The sequence below is a fragment of the Halobacillus faecis genome, assembly GCF_007991335.1.
GTDB lineage: Bacteria > Bacillota > Bacilli > Bacillales > Halobacillaceae > Halobacillus > Halobacillus faecis.
Genome location: NZ_BJYD01000004.1, coordinates 180,716 through 201,454 on the forward strand (window position 1 = coordinate 180,716; position 20,739 = coordinate 201,454).

23 protein-coding genes are annotated in these 20,739 nt (G+C 39.8%); all 23 read left to right on the forward strand.

Annotated elements, in window-relative coordinates; genetic code table 11:
• Window positions 1-2: 2 nt before the first annotated feature.
• The 23 genes from HFA01_RS02825 (at window position 3) to HFA01_RS02935 (ending at window position 20,473) form a co-directional block, all read left to right on the forward strand.
• Window positions 3-1,661, forward strand: a complete 1,659-nt coding sequence (locus tag HFA01_RS02825) for a thiamine pyrophosphate-dependent enzyme (protein ID WP_146813059.1) — start codon at window positions 3-5, stop codon at window positions 1,659-1,661.
• Window positions 1,645-3,141: an aldehyde dehydrogenase family protein gene (locus HFA01_RS02830; protein ID WP_146813060.1), complete on the forward strand. Its 1,497-nt coding sequence runs from the start codon at window positions 1,645-1,647 to the stop codon at window positions 3,139-3,141. The genes HFA01_RS02825 and HFA01_RS02830 overlap by 17 nt, the downstream gene beginning before the upstream one ends.
• Before the next feature lie 27 nt (window positions 3,142-3,168).
• Complete coding sequence (locus HFA01_RS02835; RefSeq protein ID WP_146813061.1) at window positions 3,169-4,314, forward strand: saccharopine dehydrogenase family protein; 1,146 nt, start codon at window positions 3,169-3,171, stop codon at window positions 4,312-4,314.
• Window positions 4,315-4,614: 300 nt separating this feature from the next.
• The gene (locus tag HFA01_RS02840; protein ID WP_246139251.1) at window positions 4,615-4,905 is read left to right on the forward strand and encodes a hypothetical protein; all 291 of its coding nucleotides are present in this window, start codon (window positions 4,615-4,617) and stop codon (window positions 4,903-4,905) included.
• Between the two features lie 729 nt (window positions 4,906-5,634).
• The gene (locus tag HFA01_RS02845; protein WP_146813062.1) at window positions 5,635-6,699 is read left to right on the forward strand and encodes a hypothetical protein; all 1,065 of its coding nucleotides are present in this window, start codon (window positions 5,635-5,637) and stop codon (window positions 6,697-6,699) included.
• 273 nt (window positions 6,700-6,972) lie between these two features.
• The gene (locus tag HFA01_RS02850; RefSeq protein WP_146813063.1) at window positions 6,973-7,215 is read left to right on the forward strand and encodes a hypothetical protein; all 243 of its coding nucleotides are present in this window, start codon (window positions 6,973-6,975) and stop codon (window positions 7,213-7,215) included.
• A gap of 255 nt (window positions 7,216-7,470) precedes the next feature.
• Complete coding sequence (locus HFA01_RS02855; RefSeq protein WP_146813064.1) at window positions 7,471-8,040, forward strand: hypothetical protein; 570 nt, start codon at window positions 7,471-7,473, stop codon at window positions 8,038-8,040.
• 713 nt (window positions 8,041-8,753) lie between these two features.
• The gene (locus tag HFA01_RS19050) at window positions 8,754-8,930 is read left to right on the forward strand and encodes a GNAT family N-acetyltransferase (RefSeq protein ID WP_246139252.1); all 177 of its coding nucleotides are present in this window, start codon (window positions 8,754-8,756) and stop codon (window positions 8,928-8,930) included.
• A gap of 2 nt (window positions 8,931-8,932) precedes the next feature.
• On the forward strand, window positions 8,933-9,310 hold the full coding sequence (locus HFA01_RS02860) for a GNAT family N-acetyltransferase (RefSeq protein ID WP_246139253.1): 378 nt from the start codon (window positions 8,933-8,935) through the stop codon (window positions 9,308-9,310).
• Between the two features lie 561 nt (window positions 9,311-9,871).
• On the forward strand, window positions 9,872-10,381 hold the full coding sequence (locus tag HFA01_RS02865; protein ID WP_146813065.1) for a GNAT family N-acetyltransferase: 510 nt from the start codon (window positions 9,872-9,874) through the stop codon (window positions 10,379-10,381).
• A 1,493-nt stretch (window positions 10,382-11,874) separates the two neighbouring features.
• Complete coding sequence (locus HFA01_RS02875) at window positions 11,875-12,189, forward strand: Rossmann-fold NAD(P)-binding domain-containing protein (RefSeq protein ID WP_146813066.1); 315 nt, start codon at window positions 11,875-11,877, stop codon at window positions 12,187-12,189.
• Window positions 12,190-12,200: 11 nt separating this feature from the next.
• A complete protein-coding gene (locus HFA01_RS02880) occupies window positions 12,201-12,854 on the forward strand; it encodes a hypothetical protein (protein ID WP_146813067.1) in 654 nt (217 codons plus the stop codon).
• 96 nt (window positions 12,855-12,950) lie between these two features.
• On the forward strand, window positions 12,951-13,724 hold the full coding sequence (locus HFA01_RS02885) for a metallophosphoesterase family protein (protein WP_246139254.1): 774 nt from the start codon (window positions 12,951-12,953) through the stop codon (window positions 13,722-13,724).
• 169 nt (window positions 13,725-13,893) lie between these two features.
• A complete protein-coding gene (locus tag HFA01_RS02890; RefSeq protein WP_146813068.1) occupies window positions 13,894-14,574 on the forward strand; it encodes a hypothetical protein in 681 nt (226 codons plus the stop codon).
• Window positions 14,575-14,715: 141 nt separating this feature from the next.
• Window positions 14,716-15,261, forward strand: a complete 546-nt coding sequence (locus HFA01_RS02895) for a hypothetical protein (protein WP_146813069.1) — start codon at window positions 14,716-14,718, stop codon at window positions 15,259-15,261.
• 301 nt (window positions 15,262-15,562) lie between these two features.
• Window positions 15,563-15,814 carry an ATP F0F1 synthase subunit C gene (locus tag HFA01_RS02900; protein ID WP_146813070.1) on the forward strand — a complete coding sequence of 84 codons (252 nt, stop codon included), beginning with the start codon at window positions 15,563-15,565 and terminating at the stop codon, window positions 15,812-15,814.
• A gap of 208 nt (window positions 15,815-16,022) precedes the next feature.
• Window positions 16,023-16,328 carry a hypothetical protein gene (locus HFA01_RS02905; protein ID WP_146813071.1) on the forward strand — a complete coding sequence of 102 codons (306 nt, stop codon included), beginning with the start codon at window positions 16,023-16,025 and terminating at the stop codon, window positions 16,326-16,328.
• 306 nt (window positions 16,329-16,634) lie between these two features.
• On the forward strand, window positions 16,635-17,393 hold the full coding sequence (locus HFA01_RS02910; RefSeq protein ID WP_146813072.1) for a DUF4397 domain-containing protein: 759 nt from the start codon (window positions 16,635-16,637) through the stop codon (window positions 17,391-17,393).
• Between the two features lie 244 nt (window positions 17,394-17,637).
• On the forward strand, window positions 17,638-17,946 hold the full coding sequence (locus HFA01_RS02915; RefSeq protein WP_146813073.1) for a hypothetical protein: 309 nt from the start codon (window positions 17,638-17,640) through the stop codon (window positions 17,944-17,946).
• A 92-nt stretch (window positions 17,947-18,038) separates the two neighbouring features.
• Complete coding sequence (locus HFA01_RS02920; protein WP_246139255.1) at window positions 18,039-18,542, forward strand: hypothetical protein; 504 nt, start codon at window positions 18,039-18,041, stop codon at window positions 18,540-18,542.
• Window positions 18,543-18,788: 246 nt separating this feature from the next.
• On the forward strand, window positions 18,789-19,643 hold the full coding sequence (locus HFA01_RS02925) for an MBL fold metallo-hydrolase (protein ID WP_146813074.1): 855 nt from the start codon (window positions 18,789-18,791) through the stop codon (window positions 19,641-19,643).
• A gap of 103 nt (window positions 19,644-19,746) precedes the next feature.
• A complete protein-coding gene (locus HFA01_RS02930) occupies window positions 19,747-20,046 on the forward strand; it encodes a DUF3221 domain-containing protein (RefSeq protein WP_146813075.1) in 300 nt (99 codons plus the stop codon).
• Between the two features lie 133 nt (window positions 20,047-20,179).
• Window positions 20,180-20,473 (forward strand): hypothetical protein, encoded by a 294-nt coding sequence (locus HFA01_RS02935; protein WP_146813076.1) that lies wholly within the window; start codon window positions 20,180-20,182, stop codon window positions 20,471-20,473.
• Window positions 20,474-20,739 lie beyond the last annotated feature (266 nt).

Here is a 20,739-nt window from a genome sequence, read left to right on the forward strand (position 1 = left end):
CTATGGACGATCGCCAGATGACGAGCGCGGAAGCCATCGTCTCCTGTCTAAAGAGGCAAGGCATTTCTAAAGTGTTTTGCGTACCTGGGGAGAGTTATCTTCCCGTGATGGATGCGATTTTGAAAGAACCTGACATGAATCTCATCTCGGCCAGGCACGAAGGCGGGGCCGCTTTCATGGCGGAAGGGTACGCAAAAGCGAGTGGAACTCCAGGTGTTGTGATGGCGACAAGAGGCGTTGGTGCAAGCAACCTTGCCATTGGTGTTCATACCGCCTACCAGGACTCTACACCAATGGTCGTCCTCCTAGGGCAGGTGCACACCAACTTCAGTGGACGCGAAGGCTTTCAGGAAGTCGACCTTGAAGCCTTCTTCCGGCCCATCGCTAAATGGGTGGCTGAAATCCGCGAACCGCCCCGGACGCCGGAACTCATCCAACGGGCGCTACGGATCGCCATGTCGGGAAGGCCTGGACCTGTCGTCCTTTCTTTACCTGAAGATGTTTTAAAAAAAGAAGCGCTCATGTCGTTCGGATCTGTGGTAAAAAGGCCGGCACCAAAGCCTTCGGATCGAGAGGTCATTGAGGTGGTCGACCGCCTCCGTCTAGCGGAACGGCCGCTGATTTTAGCGGGTGGGGGAGTGAAGCTTGCGGGTGCAGAACTGGCTTTGAAACGGCTCGCTTATAAATGGGGAGCGCCGATTGTGAGTGCATTCCGACGTCATGATGTTTTTCCGAACGACGACATCCACTATTGTGGCCATCTGGGACTCGGCACCCATTCGAATATTCTAGAAACGATCTCTCAGGCGGATACGGTGCTCGCTGTCGGGACAAGACTCTCGGAAGTGACGACGCAGGACTATTCGCTTTTAAAAGGGCAGACCTTGATCCACTGTGACATTGATGACCGAGTCCTTGGCAACGTCTACCCTCCTGATATAGGCATTGTAGCTGATGCGGGCGAAATGCTTGAGGCTTTAGCTGATGCAGCCTACGGAAGGGATTTAATTTCGTGGACAAGCGCGCGGCGGAAAGCATATGAAGCGACGCTCGTTACCGATGGTCGCAAAAACTTGAACGGGGAAGTGGTTTCTCTTCTTCAAGAGAACCTGCCGGAAGACAGCATCCTCACGAACGATGCGGGGAACTTCGCCGGCTGGCTGCACACGTATTTTCAATTTAAGAAACATCGATATATAGGACCCACGTCGGGCGCCATGGGGTACGGCATGCCGGCAGCCCTGGGGGCGAAACTTGCGAAACCTGGAAAGAAGGTCATTTCTCTTTCGGGCGATGGTGGCTTCATGATGACGATTCAGGAGCTTGAGACGGCGGTCCGGTATGACATTCCGGTCATCAGCATCGTTTTCAATAATCGGATGTACGGAACGATCCGCATGCATCAGGAAATCCATTTTCCCGGCGAAGTCATCGGTACGGATTTAGGGGAGGTCGCTTTTTCAAAAGTGGCGGAAAATGTAGGCGCTGCCGGTTTTCTTGTGAAAACGGCGGAAGAGTTCAGACAAGCCCTGGATCAGGCGCTGGTCCTGGAAAAGCCTGTGGTGATTGAAGTGGAAACCGATCCTGAACAAATATCCTTATCAAAAACGATCAGCCAATTAAGAAAAAAGGGGGAGAATCAAAGTGACATTGATTCATGAGGAGCAGTTAAAGAATTTTATAGATGGAAAATGGGTGGAGCCGTCTTCCAGCAAGGCGACAGCCGTCATCAATCCGGCGACATCGGAAACGCTGGTGAACGTCCCGTTATCGGCAGCTTCTGATGTAGAAAAGGCGACAAGTGCTGCAAAAAAAGCACAGAAAAGCTGGGCCCTCGTACCGGCCCCGCAGAGAGCCGAAGTATTGTACCGCGTCGGTTTGATCATGAAAGAAAGAAAAGAGCGGCTCTCCCAGCTGTTGACGATGGAAAACGGAAAAGTCATTGAAGAAGCACGGGGAGAAGTTCAGGAAGGGATCGACATGGCTTTCTACATGGCCGGGGAAGGACGCCGATTGTTCGGGCAGACGACACCTTCAGAGTTGAAGGATAAATTCGCAATGAGCGTTCGGGCCCCTGTCGGCGTTGTAGGCATCATCACGCCATGGAACTTTCCAATCGCCATTGCGACATGGAAGTCCTTCCCGGCGATCGTTGCCGGAAACGCGGTCGTTTGGAAGCCTGCGACCGAAACCCCGATCATGGCCTATGAACTGGCGAAAATTTTTGAAGAAGCCGGGTTGCCAAAAGGCGTCATCAACGTTGTGTTCGGATCCGGTTCCACGGTAGGCGAAGCGATGATCGAGCAGGACGACATCCGGGTCATTTCTTTTACAGGATCCAATGAAGTCGGTCGCGGCATCGCAGCGAAATGCGGCCAGCGGCTGAAGAAAGTTTCCCTTGAAATGGGCGGGAAGAACGGCGTCATCGTCATGGATGATGCCGACTTGTCCCTTGCCGTCGAAGGGATTCTGTGGAGTGCCTATGGGACAAGCGGTCAGCGCTGCACAGCCTGTAGCCGTGTGATGGTCCACGAAAAGGTCAAAGATGAACTGGAAGAACGCCTGCAGAGAGAGATCGCTAAACTTTCCATCGGAAATGGACTGGATGAATCGATCAAAGTCGGACCGATCATCAATCGTGCGGGTCTTGAAAAAGTGAAAAGCTATATCAGCGTCGGGAAGGAAGAGGGAGCGAAACTTTTGACCGGCGGCTATATCATGGAAAACGGTGACCACAAAAAAGGGAACTACTTCGCTCCGACGTTATTCACGGACGTGAAACCGGATATGCGCATTGCCCAGGAAGAGATCTTCGGGCCCGTCGTTTCCTTGATTCCTGTGAAAAGTTTTGAAGAAGCGGTTGAAATCAACAACGGAGTGGAATTCGGCTTATCGAGCTCGATTTTCACACAAAATGTGAACCAAGTATTCGCCGCTCAGCGGGATTTAGATACAGGCATCGTTTATGTGAATGCAGGGACGACAGGGGCTGAAATCCACCTGCCATTCGGCGGGACGAAGGGGACCGGAAACGGCCACAGAGATTCTGGAGTGGCTGCCCTCGATGTGTTCACCGAATGGAAAGCGGTGTACGTCGATTTCAGTGGGAAATTACAACGTGCCCAAATCGATGTCGAGTAATTTTATAGAGAAAAAGGAGTGCGGATTATGAAAGTAGCTGTTCTAGGGTCTGGATTAATGGGAAAAGAAGCGGCGCGCGATCTCGTCCACAGTTCGGGAGTTGAGAAAGTCGGACTCGCCGATATCGACATCGACCGTGCGCAGCTAGTCTCTGATTCATTGAACTCTTCGAAAATACAAGGATTCAAAGTGGATGCCGGAAACCAGACCGAACTTGCTGAGTTCATCAAAGATTATGATGTCGTCATCAATGCCCTTTTCTACTCCTTCAATGAAATCGTCGCGAAAACAGCGATCCAAGTCGGGTGTCATTCCGTCGATTTGGGCGGTCACATTGGTCACATTACCGATAAAGTGCTGGAGCTCGATGAACAGGCGAAAGCGGCAGGGGTGACGGTCATCCCGGATCTCGGTGTCGCACCTGGTATGATCAACATTTTATCAGGATACGGCGCAGGGAAGCTTGATAAACTAGAATCGATCCGACTGTTCGTAGGTGGCATTCCGGTAAGACCGGACCCGCCGCTTGAGTACAACCACGTGTTTTCCATGGAAGGGTTGCTAGATCATTACTCCGATCCATCGACGATTATCAGAGATGGAAAACTGCGGGAAGTCGAGTCGTTGACGGAAATTGAAAACATCTATTTTGAACGCTTCGGTCCACTCGAAGCTTTCCATACATCTGGCGGGACGTCGACGCTCTTAAAATCGTACCCGCACATCGACAGTCTCGAGTACAAGACGATCCGCTATCCCGGTCATGCAGAGAAAATGAAGCTGCTCGTCGACCTCAATCTGACCGGTGCTGATCAAGTCGTCAATATACGAGGAACGGAAATCAAGACGAGGGAAGTGCTGCTGAAGAGCATCGATCCCCTCCTTGAACTGAAGGATAAAGACGATGCTGTATTGCTCCGTGTCATTGTAGGCGGAGAGAAAGACGGCGTGCGTAAAGCTTGTGAATACGAAATGGTCACTTATAAAGACAGGGCGACGAACGTCACAGCAATGGCCCGTGCAACAGCCAACACGATCTCGGTCGTCGCTCAATTGATCGGGGGAGGGACGATCACGAAACGCGGGGTATGCCCACCGGAAACGATCGTGCCCGGCGATGTGTATATTGATGAAATGATGAGGCGCGGAGTTGTGATCAGAGAACAGGCGTAGGTTAGATAAAGACTGGACTTTTGTCCGGTCTTTTTGTTTTTTGTAACCAGGGACGAAGAAGTTTATTCCTGTACCTGGTACTAACAGACAAACTCCTTGTACCAGGTGTGATGCTCGATACTTCACATATCCATAGAAATTTTTACATGGAGTTTAGGAACGAAAGAATGAAAACGGTTATCCTAGGTGTAAGCTGGACGGTTTGTTAAAGCTTTGTGAATAAAGCAACAAACGACAGATAATGAGTTTAAAAAAACGTATGATTAGGTATGTATAATGAAAAACGGGGAGTGCGTATAGTTGCAAATAAATGGGATTGATAACCTGAAGTTTCATAGTCAGTTGAGTTTAAAGCAAGTGGAGGATCGTGTCATCATAACGGCAGAGTTTCCGAAAGAATTACGGGTAGAACTAGGGATGAGAGAACCATTTTTATACGTTACCCTTTATGTCAGGGGCGGCGAACGCATTAAAATTATCGATGAAGACAATGCTACGTTACACATTCCATCCAAGAAGGATTTTGAACAGAAAACTTACAATAAAATCATCAAGTTTGCTAAAGAGCATGCGAAGCAATTTCGTTCTTAATGGGTTAAAGCGGTCCGCATGGCATGAACTTCCCAGACCAGTAATGTTCCCTTCCAGATAGCAGGAACTGTTACTGGTTTTTTATATTATCTTGAAACTGAGTCTTACACTAAAGGGCAGGTTAGTTGAAGACTCAGTTTCGAGATATTGGACTAGGACCAATGCTATAACAAAGGATTTATTCTCTCTTTTGTTGAATTATGGAAGAGTAGGGTTCCTACATAAAATTTGAGGTATGAGAAGTAAATTGTTTAATACATCAGGGAAAATAAAATTAGGGAGAAGGGTGCTTTTGAGTCTTCATGAAGGAGTTTCAGAAGAGTTTCTAAAAGAATTTTTTTCACAGATTGAAGGAGATATACTGAATAGACGTGAGAGTTATAAAATCGAGTTCAAAGAAACGTTTGAGTGGAACGATAAGAAAATTAAATCTAAATACCTTAGAACGACCCAACAATTATAGAACTTGAGCAAGTGCAAGAATCTCTAGTTAATATTTTTAATAAAACGTATTTCGCTATACTCTGACTTTAATTGACTACTTGTATTTTTCAGAGAGAGTAAAATAATTTATATCTTCAAGAAAAGGTGGCGATACCTACAAATGGACTATCTCTTGTTAAGCTAATGGGGAGATCAGAGGACCATTATATCCTAATCATTTTTACATATCTTTGGAATTATTTTTAATTTTTATGAAAATAACAATTATTTTGTAGGGGGTAAATTATGGCGTGGTCTGCTTTTCAAAAGGATTTAGCTTCAAAAACTAGAAAATTAAATCACATACTTCCTGAAGTTATGGAAATTACGGGATACGGGCATAAGTCCTTGAATGCAAAAATTGGTGGCAAAAACGCAGATTTTATGGATATTAATAACGAGGTTATATTGTCACCAGATCACTTTGTAGCTTTATGGATGAAGGGTTTGATTCAATATCTAGATAATTTGCAATATAAGGAAAGTAGTAATATTTACGAACTTTTACAATACATACAAGAATATCCCATTGTTAGGGACTATGCCTTTACTTTCTTAGAAAGAACTTACATGAGGAATTACACTGCTTTATCGAAAAAACGCCCTAAAGTTGAGGAAGCAACAATGTGGATAGGCCAAGAAAATGCGAATTATGGAATTCTTGTTACTCCAAGATTCTCTAATGGTAACTGGGAGAATGATGTAAGCGAAATAAGACATTTTAAAAAGAAATATTGGACTATAGGTCATGTATTAGAGACAGGGATTGTGGTACCATTTGAAAATGAAAAAATAGAATTCTCTGATACGGATCAATATTTAAAGTTTTTTAAGAATATTTTAGTTCGGGGATCGGGCTCACAATATGAACTTGAGATTGCTAATAATTATTGTGAATTTGTTCGAAATTCAGATCAGCCAGAAGAAATCCCTCTGTTAATTCCCGAGTTTAGATATGGCGGTTTAGCAAGGAAACACCAATATAGACTTGATTTCACTATAATTGACCCCAATACATTAAATAAGTACGGTTTTGAGTTATCTCCTTGGTCAACACACGGTTATTTATCAGGTACTAAAGGTAAGTTGCAAAAAGACATTAACGCAATAGCTTTAGGGAATTTCGAAAAGGAAATGAGAAAACTTAAAGATTATTTTAGAGAATTTGGAGTATATGCTCTTATTTATACAGATTCCGACTTAGCGAATATAGAGAATGTGTTTTTGGATATGAAGAAATATCTAAATCCCTATGAAACGCAAGAACAGCTAAAATTACATGTGCTTGATGATTTTCTTAGCTATTCATAATAAAACAAGCCTAGCTGCTATTTATGTTTAGCACTGTTTGTTACTCGAACAGCATGACATTACATTATTTAAGCAAATTTCAGATGGGTGTTCATCAATTGTTAATGGTCTAGCTACCTAGTGCAACAATATCCGATAACTTAGTTGAAGAATAAATTCAAAGACCGCCATTCTGGCGGTTTTTTGTTTTGACTATCCTGCTGGAGTACAGGCTGGGTCTGGAGGATTAAGAATTCTGCGCTTATTCGGCTAACCGAAGATGTTTAATTTTGTGTGACTGTGGAGATAAAAAGGGTAGTGGCAAAACAATATGAGGAGGAGATTCGTGTGCCGGATAAAGACATCAGTAAGTTAAAGGATGACACAGAGAGGAAGATAGCTGAGGGATGGCGAGATTCCCTGGGATTAGATAAGATGAGTACAACAGAATGGTCAAACGCAGGCCTTAAAGCTTCAGAGGGGAAGGATTACCCAGAAATTAAAGAAGAAATCTTGAGGGAACGAAAAAAGAAATAATATGACAAAAAGGCGTCTGGTTTAAACACCATATGATGCCTTTGTTTTTTTGTAAATCAGGGAGCCGGTATTGATACACGACCTCGAAAAAATGAATAGGAATTGAACTTAAAGGCCATCATAGGAAAGGAACACCTTTGTAGGTGCTCCTTTAGGATTATCCACCCTTTTTTTGACAGTGACGGCTGTCATCAGCATATCGTTTACCTTTCTATGCACGGGTTTAATTAACCTTATGAAAGGAAGCGGTATGGTATGAGTTGTATTTTGATTGAGTTGCCCGCGAGTGAAAATGATGTTCAATTCAATAAGTTGAAGAATTTCTGCGATTCAAACGGAATCCATATGGATGTACTGGAAACTCCAAAGAAAATCCGCAGTGTGAAGGCTTACATTGAGGGGGCCTGGTGTTTAGATAAATTGGCTAGGGGCATTAAGGGTCCTTTTAGTGATATTGATGGATTCAGAAGGGATATAGAGGATTATATGACCCTGGAGTTTAAAACTAGTCCGACGGGATGCTCTCCATATCAGCTGAACGCTCAAATCGGAATGGTGGAGAAAACGGAAGGTTCATTGGTCTCACTGTATGGTAAAAATTGTGACCCGAAATTTTCCTTTAATTTGACCTTTGATGATATTTTGAATCGAAGGTTACCCGTCTTGAAAAGGACTAATTTGGCTGAGTTTCATTCTGACACATATAATTGGGAAAAAGACAACGTTGACCGTTCGCCGGATAAGGTGAGAAAGTTCTTCGAGGACTTAGAGTATTCGAAGAAGGTGATTCGATCTATCCAAGAACAGTATTCCGAGCTAGAGTAAGAAATGTCTGACTTTACTGTTTAATTCCAGCTCCTATATTAAGTGCATGCAAAAAGCCGCCGTATGGCGGTTTTTCTATGACAAAATTGTAAAGGATTATCTCGATTTCGAGTCTTCAAGAAAAGGGGGCTTATCTGCAATAGAGATAAGCTTTTTTTAGTGGAAAAGGGGTTGAGTTGCTTAGTCTGTTTTGAAATAATTGGTATCCTGGAAGTCTCATTTAGAGTAATTGAGAGGAGGATTTTTTTCAAAAATAGGACTGAACAAGTTACAGTGAATACAGCACCAGAGAAACAGCAATTGATGAGCTATTTAGAGTTACAAAGATATTTAAGCATAAACGACGAGCAATTAGAAATGGTATTACCTGAAAAAGAGGGAAACGTTACTAAGAGTAATATTCCATACATACAGTTCGGATATAAGTACTACTTTCCTGTCAAAGCAATTGATAAGTGGTTAACCGAAACAGAAGCTGAGACATTTAAGTAATAAAATTTAATTACAAATACACAACTAAAGCGGGGATTTAGTTTGGGAGCTGCACGAAAAGATCCTGAAACTGAGTCTTCAAGTAACGGGGGCAATTATTCAATAAGAGTAATCGTCCTCTTTTTTTTGAGAACTGAAGTATTGAAAATTATGTAAAATAGCGGTATGATGTCATAATATTTATTTTTGAAAAATTAAAAAGATGTATGGAGTGTGGTCGTATGGAAGTCGAAACATATTTAAGAGACATGCCTGAGTTTAATACTGATAGATTAACGCTAAGAAAGCTGGCTTTTTCAGATTTAGAAGATGTGTTTAGTTTCTGTTCTAATCCTAATGTAGCACGGCCTATGACATGGGAAGTAAATGAGTCAATAGATGCAACCGAAGAGTTTTAAATATGGTAATTACAGGTTACGGAAAAGGTGAATCAGGTGAATGGGCAATTGAATGGAATGAAACAGGTCAAGTGATTGGTGTAGCAGCCTTTATTGATTGGAGTAATAAGCATAAGTGCGTAGAGTTGGGGTACTTTTTATCGGAAGAATATTGGGGAAAAGGAATTGCTACTGAAGCACTTCAGGAACTTGTTCGCTACGGCTTTAACGAACTATCCCTTAACAGAATTGAGGGTAGGTCCGATACAGATAATTTGGGTTCTCAAAAAGTAATGAAGAAGTTAGGCATGAATTATGAAGGCACTTTAAGAAAAAATGAGTTTATAAAAGGCGAGTTTAGAGATACAGAAGTGTATTCCATATTGGAAAGTGAGTATTGATCCTATAAGGAGTTTATTATTATCTTGGTTTCAAGTCTTCAACTAACGGGGGCGTTTCCTGAACAAGATGATCAGGTGAAAATCTCCGCCCAAAAGAAAGTAGTAACCTTGTTTCAAGTTATTCGTATATAATATTAAACAAAATCCTGAATGGAGGACTTGATAATGAATTTAATAAGTTGGTTTGATTGGATAACTCCAACTAATCCATTTGCTTCATTCTTTTTCGGTATTCTTTTTACTATCATTCTAGGTTTTACTGTATGGGTAGAGACAAGGAATTTTAAGACAGTTCTTATTACGACTAGCACTGGCATCGTTGTTACTGCTATAGGAGTCTCTCTTTTAAACTTAATTGGTTATTATTCGTAATGAATAATAGTACCAAATAGTAAATAAATGGTGGGTGCATTTGCAGAAAAATATCTCTAGTTCAAGTTTCAGCAAACAGGGGCGATTGTTCAATAGAGCAATCGCCCTTTATAACATACAAACGATGAAGTTCGATACCGTTCACATTGATAGATTATTTATATAATGTACGAAAGGCTGGAATAAATCATGGCAAAAAAAGAAGCACCGAAAATTCAAACAGAACGATTGGTTTTACGTCCGAGAGCGGAAAAAGACATTCCCAATATGCTTAAAATGTTTAACAATGATGAAGTAAGAGAATTTCTTGGAATTAATCCCCCTCGTGATGAATACTCAATGTTAAAAATGGTTAGGAATCGTACTGAAACAAAATGGACGGTCGCATTAAAAGATACAGATGAGTTCATCGGTGATGTAATGATTCCAGAAATAGCAGATGGTTATCTTGGCGAAATTGGTTTTCGCTTCATGAGGGAGCATTGGGGAGGCGGTTTTGCGTATGAAGCGGTTTCCGCGATCATTGAGCATAGTAAAAGCACATTAAACCTTAAACGCCTATTTGCTACTATAGATAATAAAAATATGCCATCAAAAAAGTTAATTGAAAAACTAGGATTTACGTTGGTAGCGGTGTTGCCTGAATCGCATTTACACGGCAGAGTTGCCGATGTAGCTTATTATTCTCGTATTGTATAAGCATTTTATTTTAGTTGGAATAGTATATTTAATCCTAGAATTCATAGATTACCCTTTACCGTGATATTTACTAATAAATATATTAAAGGGTTTTATTGAGTTTATCTTGAATTCAAGTCTTCAACTATCCGGGGCAATTCTTTAACAAAAGAATTGCCCCCTTCTTAATGTTATGGGCAGGTTAGTGGGAGACTCAGTTTCGAGATAATAGACGTACTGAAACTATTGCAGTCATTTATCGTATATGTAGTAGAGTTAAAAGAAACGGTGGTAGGTGATAGTGGACATCGTTTATTGTGCTAACGGAAGAACAGAATAGAACAAGAAAAATAGAATGTTGTTTATTGTACCCTCATAATAAATGATAGCGAGGAGTGGTGTTTGTTGAAAAAAATTTAGCTTTAGTCTCTTTATTATTAATAGTCGCTTCAATAGTTGTATTTTTGGTTTATGTATGGCTATTAAATCTGGTACTTGGACCTTTGTCACTGTTATTATTGGGTTCTCTTTTACTGGGCTCTTTTATTACTGCACTGAAAAGCGAGAAAGGTTTTTTGAAAATAATTGCTTTAATTATTTCTTCTATTGCTATGGTCTTTTTTGTGTGCATAGTGATGTATATTGTTTTAATGATTTTTTTCAGTAATTTCGGTACATAAAGCATGTGTTTAATGAACATCCACGGCTGTTAAAGTAAAAGAAAAGTAAGAGGTATCTCGAAACCGAGTCTTACGATAATGGGGGCAATTATGATAGAGAGTATGAAAATTATAAAGGGTAAAAGCAGCTTTGATTTGGATGAATTCTTAATGAAGCCTTTGTTTGCACATCTATCCACGTCTTCAACCGAAGGTCCGAGGGATTCACCGGTATGGTTTCTTTAGGAAGATGGATATCTCTGGATTATAGGGACACCTGGAGATACTTTTCCATTACGTATTAATACAGAACCCAATTGCGCTATCGGTATAGTGGATTTTGACTCTCGAACAGGAAAAGTACTCCACGCAGGTTTTAGAGGAAAAGCAACTGTAGAACCATTCGATATTAACTTAGCTAAGCGGTTATTCACGAAGTATTTAGGTTCTAATGAGAATATGTGGGATTCTTGATTTAAGGATCAAGACCCTAACAATGTCCTCCTCCGATTTGTGCCTGAAACTGTAGTAGTTAGAGATCAATCGTATGTAGTCATGGGAGAATGAACTAGAATATCTTGATATCGAGTCTTCCGTTAAAGGGGGCGTTAGTTCAATAAGTCTGATCTAAATCTAATCTTTAATATTCAAATATATGTAGAAACATCTATAATCACTATTAATAGAGCCTCAAGAAATAAAAGTCTCCTTCAAAAGAAGTAGGTGCTCTTCGACCAATATCCGATTCGTTTAGTTCAACTCTGCTGTATTCTTATTGCAAGGAAGATAACTATGAGCAGCAAACATGCACTGATCATCGTTTGAACAGGAATGTTGAGTGATGTTTCATTGTGGATGAACCGTCAAGGATATGTGGTTTCCGTTATAGGAAGAAGTCTAACTAAACAAGAGGATTTAAAGGCGAAGACGTCTACTCCTGAACGAATTCATAATTTGAGAGTGGACTATAAGGAACAGGACTTACTTGAAGCGGAGCCAGCAAACTGCAGCAAGCGAAGTATTTATCTTGGCTTTGTAATTGAGGGTGATGAATCTAGGAGGTTAACGAATGAAGAATTCTCTGGCGGTGTCATCAGAAGTATAGATGCAGATACGGAAGAGTCTATCAGCGGCGTTTTTCATCCTTATGAAGCGCAATCGAAACAATAAGGAGGAATTGGATGCAGTTATTTCACTACCATTGGTGGACGGAACGTGTGGAACAGATGGAAGAGTTCTATCAGCAGCAGGGTTTCGAGACGGTATTGCGAGTCGGTAGGCACGAAGGAGAGATGCAAACGTTCAATCCGCCGCTGGAATGGGACGAGTTCAGGGATAAAGGGATTGCGTTCCGAATCATCGAAATGGTGAAAGGAAAGACGAATATTACTTTCGGACATGGAATAGGGGATAGGTTTGACCATATCGGTCTGCTTGTGAATGAAGCAGAGTACGAACGGATTATCGAAAAGGCGAAGGGCCTGGACCTGAATATCAACGAAAGGGAACGGCGAACGTTTCTTTCGACTCCGTGGAAATTCAGAATTGAATTGCAAAAAAGAAAGGATGTTGTTCATGACCAGGGGACACACATCATGGCCATGGACATCGGGTTGTCTTTTCAAGAGAATCCAAAAATGATAGGAAATTTACTAGATCTCGACTTGTATGTTGAAAGTGACTCGCACATCCGGGTGGGAAACCACGAATGGAGTCTGAATTTCTATGAGGAGGATTCTACACGGTTGTGCTCGGTTCACTTTTCCCAAGGCCCCATGCATTCTGTCGATCCTGTCGGGACGAAATTGACTACAGCATCAGATGATGAAGGTTGAAAATCGTAGTCCATACCTTACTTTCAATCCTTCTACATTCGGGAGCTCAATTCGGACAATCACTTTTTCACTAACGAGGCATAAGAGCTGAATAAGATGAAACACTTTTTTTCAAGGATGGATGTGATTGAAATAGTTACTAATATTGCGATTATCGCTGATATACATGGTAATAGCACTGCATTAAAAGCTGTTTTAGATAGCATTGATAAAGATAAGCAAATAGAACATATTTATTGTCTTGGTGATTTAATAGGTATTGGTCACGAAACAAATGAGGTTCTTGACTTGTTGTTTTCACGTAATGATATAACTTTTGTTAAAGGAAATCATGATGAAGCCATTTTAAACATAATTGATGGGAAAGAACCAGGAAGTGTCGGTGAGGAAAGAGAGCATCATAAATGGATTGCATCTAAATTAGACAAGAAGTTCATCCCTAAATTGTTAAACATGCCAGATATGCGATTTGAGAAGATCAACGGGAAAAACTTTTTGTTTGTTCATTATCATTTAGATGTACAAAATAAGTTTTTACCTATTGATCACCATCCGACAACTGAAAATCTTGATGCAACATATGAAAATTCCAAAGCAGACGTTATCAGTTTTGGTCACCATCATATCGTCCATCATTTTAGGTCTAACAGAAGACTTTATCTTAATCCAAGTTCATTAGGTTGTAATCACAAACCTGTTGCGCCATACGTTAAATTGCATGTCGGATCAAATGAACAGATGGATGTTTCTTTTATTGAAGTACCATATGATAATAAAGACTTTTTACTTTCTTATGAAAAGTTAGATGTGCCCGCTAGAGATACTATATTAAAGGTATTTCATGGAGAACAGCATTTACAATTTGTCTAAGCCTTTACTAAGGAAACAGGTGTGTTAAACAAAGGAAACTCTTAAATTCAAGTTTTAAAAAAAACGGGGGCGTTTCTCTATTATAGAGAAGCGTCTTTTTGGTCGTTACCATTTCACTCATATGATACGCTAACAATGCTACATTTTTTGGAATGTAAAGGGGCTTTGTATGATGTATAAGACCGTCGGAATAATCATGATTATAGCTATATTTTTATCCGGTTGTATCAACAACGATAAAGTTTCTATAGAGGGTGTAATATATGAGGTGAACCAAGAGAAAGGTACGTTTGTTGTTTTTGTTGAAAATGAGTTTAAAGGTCAAGAGATAAATCAAAACAAACAACAGAACGCCATTGAAGCCTTTCAATTAAAGCCAGATAAAAGTGCTGAAGTAAAAGGTGAAGTGAAGTCGTTTAACGATTTAAAGCGTGGACAAAAAGTGTCCGTGGAACTTGGGAATTACGAGAAAAGACTGGTTACAAAGGATACTTTGATTAAAGGAAAAAATAAACTACCTTTGTATGAAGCCAAGGCAGTAACAGTAAAACCCTATACTAAACAAGATATTGTCCAAGAGATGAGAGTAGAAAACGGTTATGGGCTTTATATCTATAATCCTGAACCTAACAAAGACGGGGGTTGGGATGCCTATCCTAGTTCTGAAGCAAAGAACTTTCCTTTTCGGATCATACAAGTCACTCATACTGTCAGCGATATAAAAAATACCGAGAAGCTATTAGGGCTATACCATGGTTTTCCTACGTATATCATTACTGATCAAACAGGAATCGTATTCAACACCAACAAGATAACTGAACTTAATGAATTCATCAGAAATCTAGAGTGAAAAAGATGATATTCCTATATTTTAATGGAACGGGCTCTATCATTCGATGCCTTGAGTATATGAAATACTTCATGTCCAGAGGGGCGCTAAATCTAATAACTGATCGTTAGTCTGACCATTAAAGAGGAGAGGTGACAACTGGTGAAAAATAAAATACAAATAACTAAATATACCCTTTTAATTATACTAGTTTTTATACTTACAGGGTGTATCAATAAATCACCTGAAGAAGCAATAAAACATGGTTGGTCCAATGAGATAAAAGTAAATGATATCATCTCTAGACAAGAAACAGATGGTGGAACAGTATTTCTTTTTAGTGCCCAAGATGTAGAGGAGAGTGGCCGATTTCAAAAGGTAGGATACGCGGTACTCACTGGTCAGAATGATAAAGATTGGGAATTTAATGTTTCTGATATGACAAACATCACTGACGACTCATTTAGTGCAAGACACAGTGTATTACACTATGAAACAGAAGAAGGAAATGTAAAAGAGATGCCTATTGTATTCGGGTACTTAAAAAATGATAATATTTCTGCCGTAACAGCAGATGTGAGCGACCAGGAAAAAGAAATAGAAATAATAAGTACAGACTCAGGTCGTTACTTCTATCAAGTGAATGCATGGGGTCCGATAAAACTCTTAAATGATAACGGAGAAGTTATTGATCGTTACGGAATTTGAATTACAATTTTAACGTTTTTAAATTTGAGATTAGTACTAAAACATTTTAATTTCGAGTCTTCCTGTAAAGTGGGCAGTTGTTTACTATAGACGTTTGCTTTTTGACTAACAAAGCAGGTGAGTGAGGGTGAGGAGGTAGTGGGAATTCTTGAAGGTAAAAGTGTAAATCTAATGATCACTCCTCTTAAAGAAGCAATATAATTAGAAAACGCCTGTTTTCTTCTTGGTCTGTCCAACTGACTATACCAATTCTATTCCACTGAATATATTTATTGTATAAGCATATTGGAGGTGAACTAGATTGGGACGTTTTTCACAATGTTGTTTTGCAGCAGCGTTGGCCCTTATTAGCTTTGGAGGGATTGGACTTGGAATAGGAATGGCTGGATCTTTAGCGGTTGAGGGAATTGCCAGACAACCAGAAGCTGCAGGATTAATTTCAGAGTTTATGCTTAACTATGTATTAATACCACAGTTAAGTCTAGCATTTGTATTAACTGTGATATCACTGTTAATGCTGCATAATAAGAGGAAGCATATGCACTGCGATTAATAGAAAGTCAAGGAGTAGAGTCTTTTATGATCTTTACTCCTTATTTATCATTAATAACCACTTTTATAGTGATAGGTTTTATTGTTCCACAAGTATTAAATCCGTCATTACAATAATCGTGAAGTTGACTTGATGCAGGAGTGACTCAAAAAACGGTCTTTTATTGGAGTCGTTTTTTACAGCACTATTTAGCGTGAGAGGCTATGGGATGGCAGATGTAACATTCAAAAAAGGGGGGTACTTAATGAACAAAACATTTTCCATATTATTCCTACCGCTTTCGTTCGTCTTCATTTCTTGTAGTACCAATGAATCAGGTATTTCGGAAAAAGAAGCGAAAGCAATAGTTGTAGAACATCATACTTCTGAGTTTGGAGAGGTTGAAGTAACGTCGGTAACTACTAAATTTAACAAATTCATAGTTGAATGGGAAAACAAAGGTAATTGTGAGTCAGGTACCGACACTGTAAATGGAAATGGTGAAGTCAAGACAAGAGAAGTAACAATCTGCTAGTTAACCGATCAAGGACAGCATTTAAGTATCCGTATTATGATATCTTGATTTCGAGTCTTCAACTAACGGCGTTTTTACACCACTTGGAAGAGTGAAGTTATTAGAGTGAAATTATGTCTTGGAATTCCAGCACTCCCATTGGATAAAGGTTTTTGTAGGTAGATCGACAATCAACCTTAATAACACCCATAATAAAGAATTTTTTCACCCCCCACCCTCCCCCATTAGGGAAGATGTGTTTTTAGTTCTTCTCCTCTCATAGGTGAATAAGCTTAAGTTGGGGAATCTTTGAAAGGGGTGGGTGTGATGTACCAACATGGAAACCGGGATATGTTGGCATGGCAGGCGGCAAAATATGATATGCTCGCCAACTATTATAAGTATCTGGATCCGCAAAAACATGTCCATTATTACCACATGCATCTGCAATGTATGCAGCAGTGGTTGATGGGTGAGCGGAACGATCAAATGATGGGGATGAACGGCTCACCTGCTAAAGTGAGAGTTCTCCACGCGTCTCCAGATGCACCAGCTGTCGATGTGTATGTGAATGGTCAAAAGGTCTTAGAAAACGTCTCTTATAAGCAGCAAAGCGACTATTTAGAGGTTCCAGGCGGCCAGTATCAAGTCGATATTTATCCAGCTGGTAACACCAATCAGCCCGTACTTTCGCAGAACGTCGGCGTTGAGGGAGGGAACATGTACACAGTTGCTGCGGCTGGAAAACTCAATAACCTCCAACTGATTGCAGTTATGGATAATAACGCAGTGTCTAATGGTAAAGCCAAGGTTCGTTTCTGGCATTTATCCCCGAATGCACCTGCTGTTGACATTGCCGTCAAAGGAGGAGACGTTCTCTTTAGAAACGTTCCTTTTGGCAAGGCGACCCGTTATTTGACACTGCCGCCAACAACTGTCGATTTGGAAGTCCGCGTGGCTGGAACCAATCAAACGGCATTAGAAGTACCTGGAGTAACTGTAAGCCCGAATCAAGTCTATACAGCTGCAGCGTTAGGCTTAGCTGGTGGGCAACCGCCGCTGGAAGCTATGTTTCTACAACCTTAAAAAAACAGGCATAGTTTATGCCTGTTTTTTTGTACTACTTATAGAATTTGGCTCAGTTACGAAATAGCTTGGTTGTTGATATGAACGATATGATAATTAAAAGGGAATTTAATTCCAAATATAGAAATATATGATACGATTAGGCTTCTAAGTTTACCGTATAAAGGTTATTACTTTATTCAACGAACGGAGCAGTATAGTTTAAAAATAATGAGAATGAAAAGGCATAGAGTGGGGGTGTGAAATGAGAAAAATAGCTTCGATCTCTCTGGCAATCATTGTTTTAATATTGTCTATATTTTTCTTTACCAAACCTGATTTACACGGGAAAATAAGCGGGCTAAATATAGATAAAAACTTCTTTACACTGTTCCCACTTAGGATAGATCCAGAAGCAGAATATGATTTACCAGAAATTCGATTTGACAATGATACAATGATAGTTGGAAAAATAAGTGAAACTACAGATCTAAGTGACGGACAAGAAGGGAAAATATGGGTCACGGAAATTGAAGAAGCTAAATATGCTACCAAAATAAAGGTTATTAAATAATAAGTCTTATTCCACAAACGGGTGCGTTGAACAGTAGTTGAACAAAAAATGTAAAACTCATAGATTTGATAGTAATCATAAAGGAGTGATGTATGGTAATGAACAAAACTCAGAAATTGTTTGCAGGATTGCTTTTTCTATCGGTACTGGCAGGATGTATCGGCGAAGATTATGATGTTGGAGTTCCAACTGCTCATTTAAATATAGATGCTCACGTGTTGAGTCAATCAGTACAATTAACAGAAGCGAATATCAGCTGGTATTCATCAAGTGGAGAAGTAGAAGAAAAGATAGATGATATTGAAGAATATGGACAATCACAAGGAGAAATCAAGGTTTTTCCAGGGCAAGATGCTTCTTTAGATTTTAAAGAGAATAAAGAGAATGGTGGAGATCTTTGGACCGACCCAACCATCACAGCTGTTCTATGGAATAATGGAGAAAAAATCAAACTCGATTTGAATGAGTATAAAGAATTTCGGTTCCCGACTGAAGAAGGGAATTATATTTTAGAAGCTACATTTGAAGATGAAAGGAACAAGGCTCAATATGTAGGGAATATTATGATTATCGATGATACACAAACTTCCCTTTAAGCTGTTAATAAAAACGTTCAATAATGAGGAAGGTAGTATCAACACTACACTTAAACATAGCAGCAGAAGCGACGATTTAGCCTGTCCTAAATGATCAATTACCTGCTGGAATATTAATCTGGTGATCTTGATTTTAAGTAGTAAACAATCGCTTTTTTACTAGAGTGTAGATATGCTTAAGGAAGATGACCACTGAAACTACATAAATGTTATACTTTGGAAAATGTTTAAGGGGGAGTGTTCAAGATGGAAATTGAATTTCTTGGAACAGGTGGTGCGATCACTATACCAAGACCACTTTGTCATTGTAACGTTTGTTCAGAAGCAAGAAATAAAGGGGTACCGTACAGTAGAATGGGGCCAAGTATCTTTGTACATGGGCCTGATTTATTGATCGATACACCGGAAGACATTTACAATCAAATCAACCGTTCTACTATTGATGATGTCAAAGGGATTCTATACTCTCACTGGCACCCAGACCATGTGATGGGAAGAAGGATCATTGAATCTTTGAGTGCGGACTGGATTAACTATCCTCCTCAACATAAAAAAATAGATGTTTATATACCAGAACAAGTAGATATAGATTTCAAAACATTTTTGGGGAGTAGTGACCATTTAAACTTTTTTGAATCCCAGGGCTTTGCTAACCTCAATCGATTAACAGATGGAGAAAGTTTTACCTTGAATGATACAAAAGTTTTTCCGTTTCGGTTGGCAGAGGATTATGTCTATGCTTTCTTAATAGAAAGCGATCATAAAAAAGTACTTATTGCTGCGGATGAGTTGAATAATTGGGCACCACCAAAAGAAGTAATAGGTGTTGATCTCGCTATATTACCAGTAGGTATATTTGAATTTCACCCACTAAGTGGCGAAAGAATATTACCTGAAGATCATCCTGTTTTTCAAGAGGAAGCAACCTTTAATCAAACTATGGAGATCGTCAAAGATCTTAAGGCCAAACATGTTATTTTAACACACATCGAAGAACCAAATGGATTAGGGTTTGATGACTTTAAAGAGTTAGAAAATAAATGGAAAAGTTCTGGACTGAATATAGAGTTTGCCTATGATACACAAATGGTGAAAGTATAATTGATATGGATAACGGTATCCCGGTTAATCTCGATTTCATGTTTTACAGAAACGGGAGGCTATCGCTTGGTGTGCAACTGAACTAGAGAATAGAGGGTGAATAATGAAAAGAATATTAGTCCTTTTTGTCCTTTCTCTTTTTGTCACAGCAGGCTGTAATAGTGAAGAACAAGATTATACAAGTAATCCAACAATCGAAGGCTATATAGTAAGTGTTAAAGATAAAGAGATTTTAGTCGTTCATGGAATTACAAAGGACCAAGCTGTGACTATGAGTTGGAATGAACTTTCTAGAGTAGATGATAAGCGGTACGAGGCACATATTTTTCACATCAATTTCAATATCGATGGTTTCTTTGAATCATTTTCAGATTTTAAAAAAGGAGACAAAGTAAGAGTATAGGGCAAGGGTGGAGCAAATGAATCTTATCCCGCCCAGTCTGAATTAGGGAAGATTGAACTTATAGAATAAATGCAGGAAGGTTAAATGATCATGTGTAGAAAACTCATGATACATACTTTGTTGGAGGTATAATATGTTAAAGTTTATATGCTACTTTTCAGCAAATATATTCGTTTTAATTTCTCCTTTCTTCTCCACAGAAACGGTATCAAATGATCAGGAATTAGAGAACGTTACGCTCGGGTTTCCTTTTGAATTCGTCATTCAGGATCAAACGTATTTCACCCCTCCTTATCCATATGAAACAGGTCTTGCGACTCCTTTAGAACACCCCACAACGTTTAACCCCTTGCTTTTGCTAGCATCACTATTTATCGCAAATGGGTTGGTCTATGTCGCATTTTTTATTAGAAAGTTAATGACGTAACAACAATAAACAGCCTATTTGTTTCCTCTTTGATACATAAGTCTTAGAAAGAGACAGGAAAATGTCTATTGAATAATTGGAGTGCAAATCTTGTTGGTAAGAAATTGATCCAATTAACAGTGAACAAGAAACTGCGATATTCAAATACGAGAAGATCAATGGAGAAAACCTTAGAAGTAGGTGGTCAAATCTGAGAGACGTCTCTTCTGAAAACAAGCCTATAGCTCTTAAAGGGCTATCGCTTATGGCTGTTGACTGTACCAGAA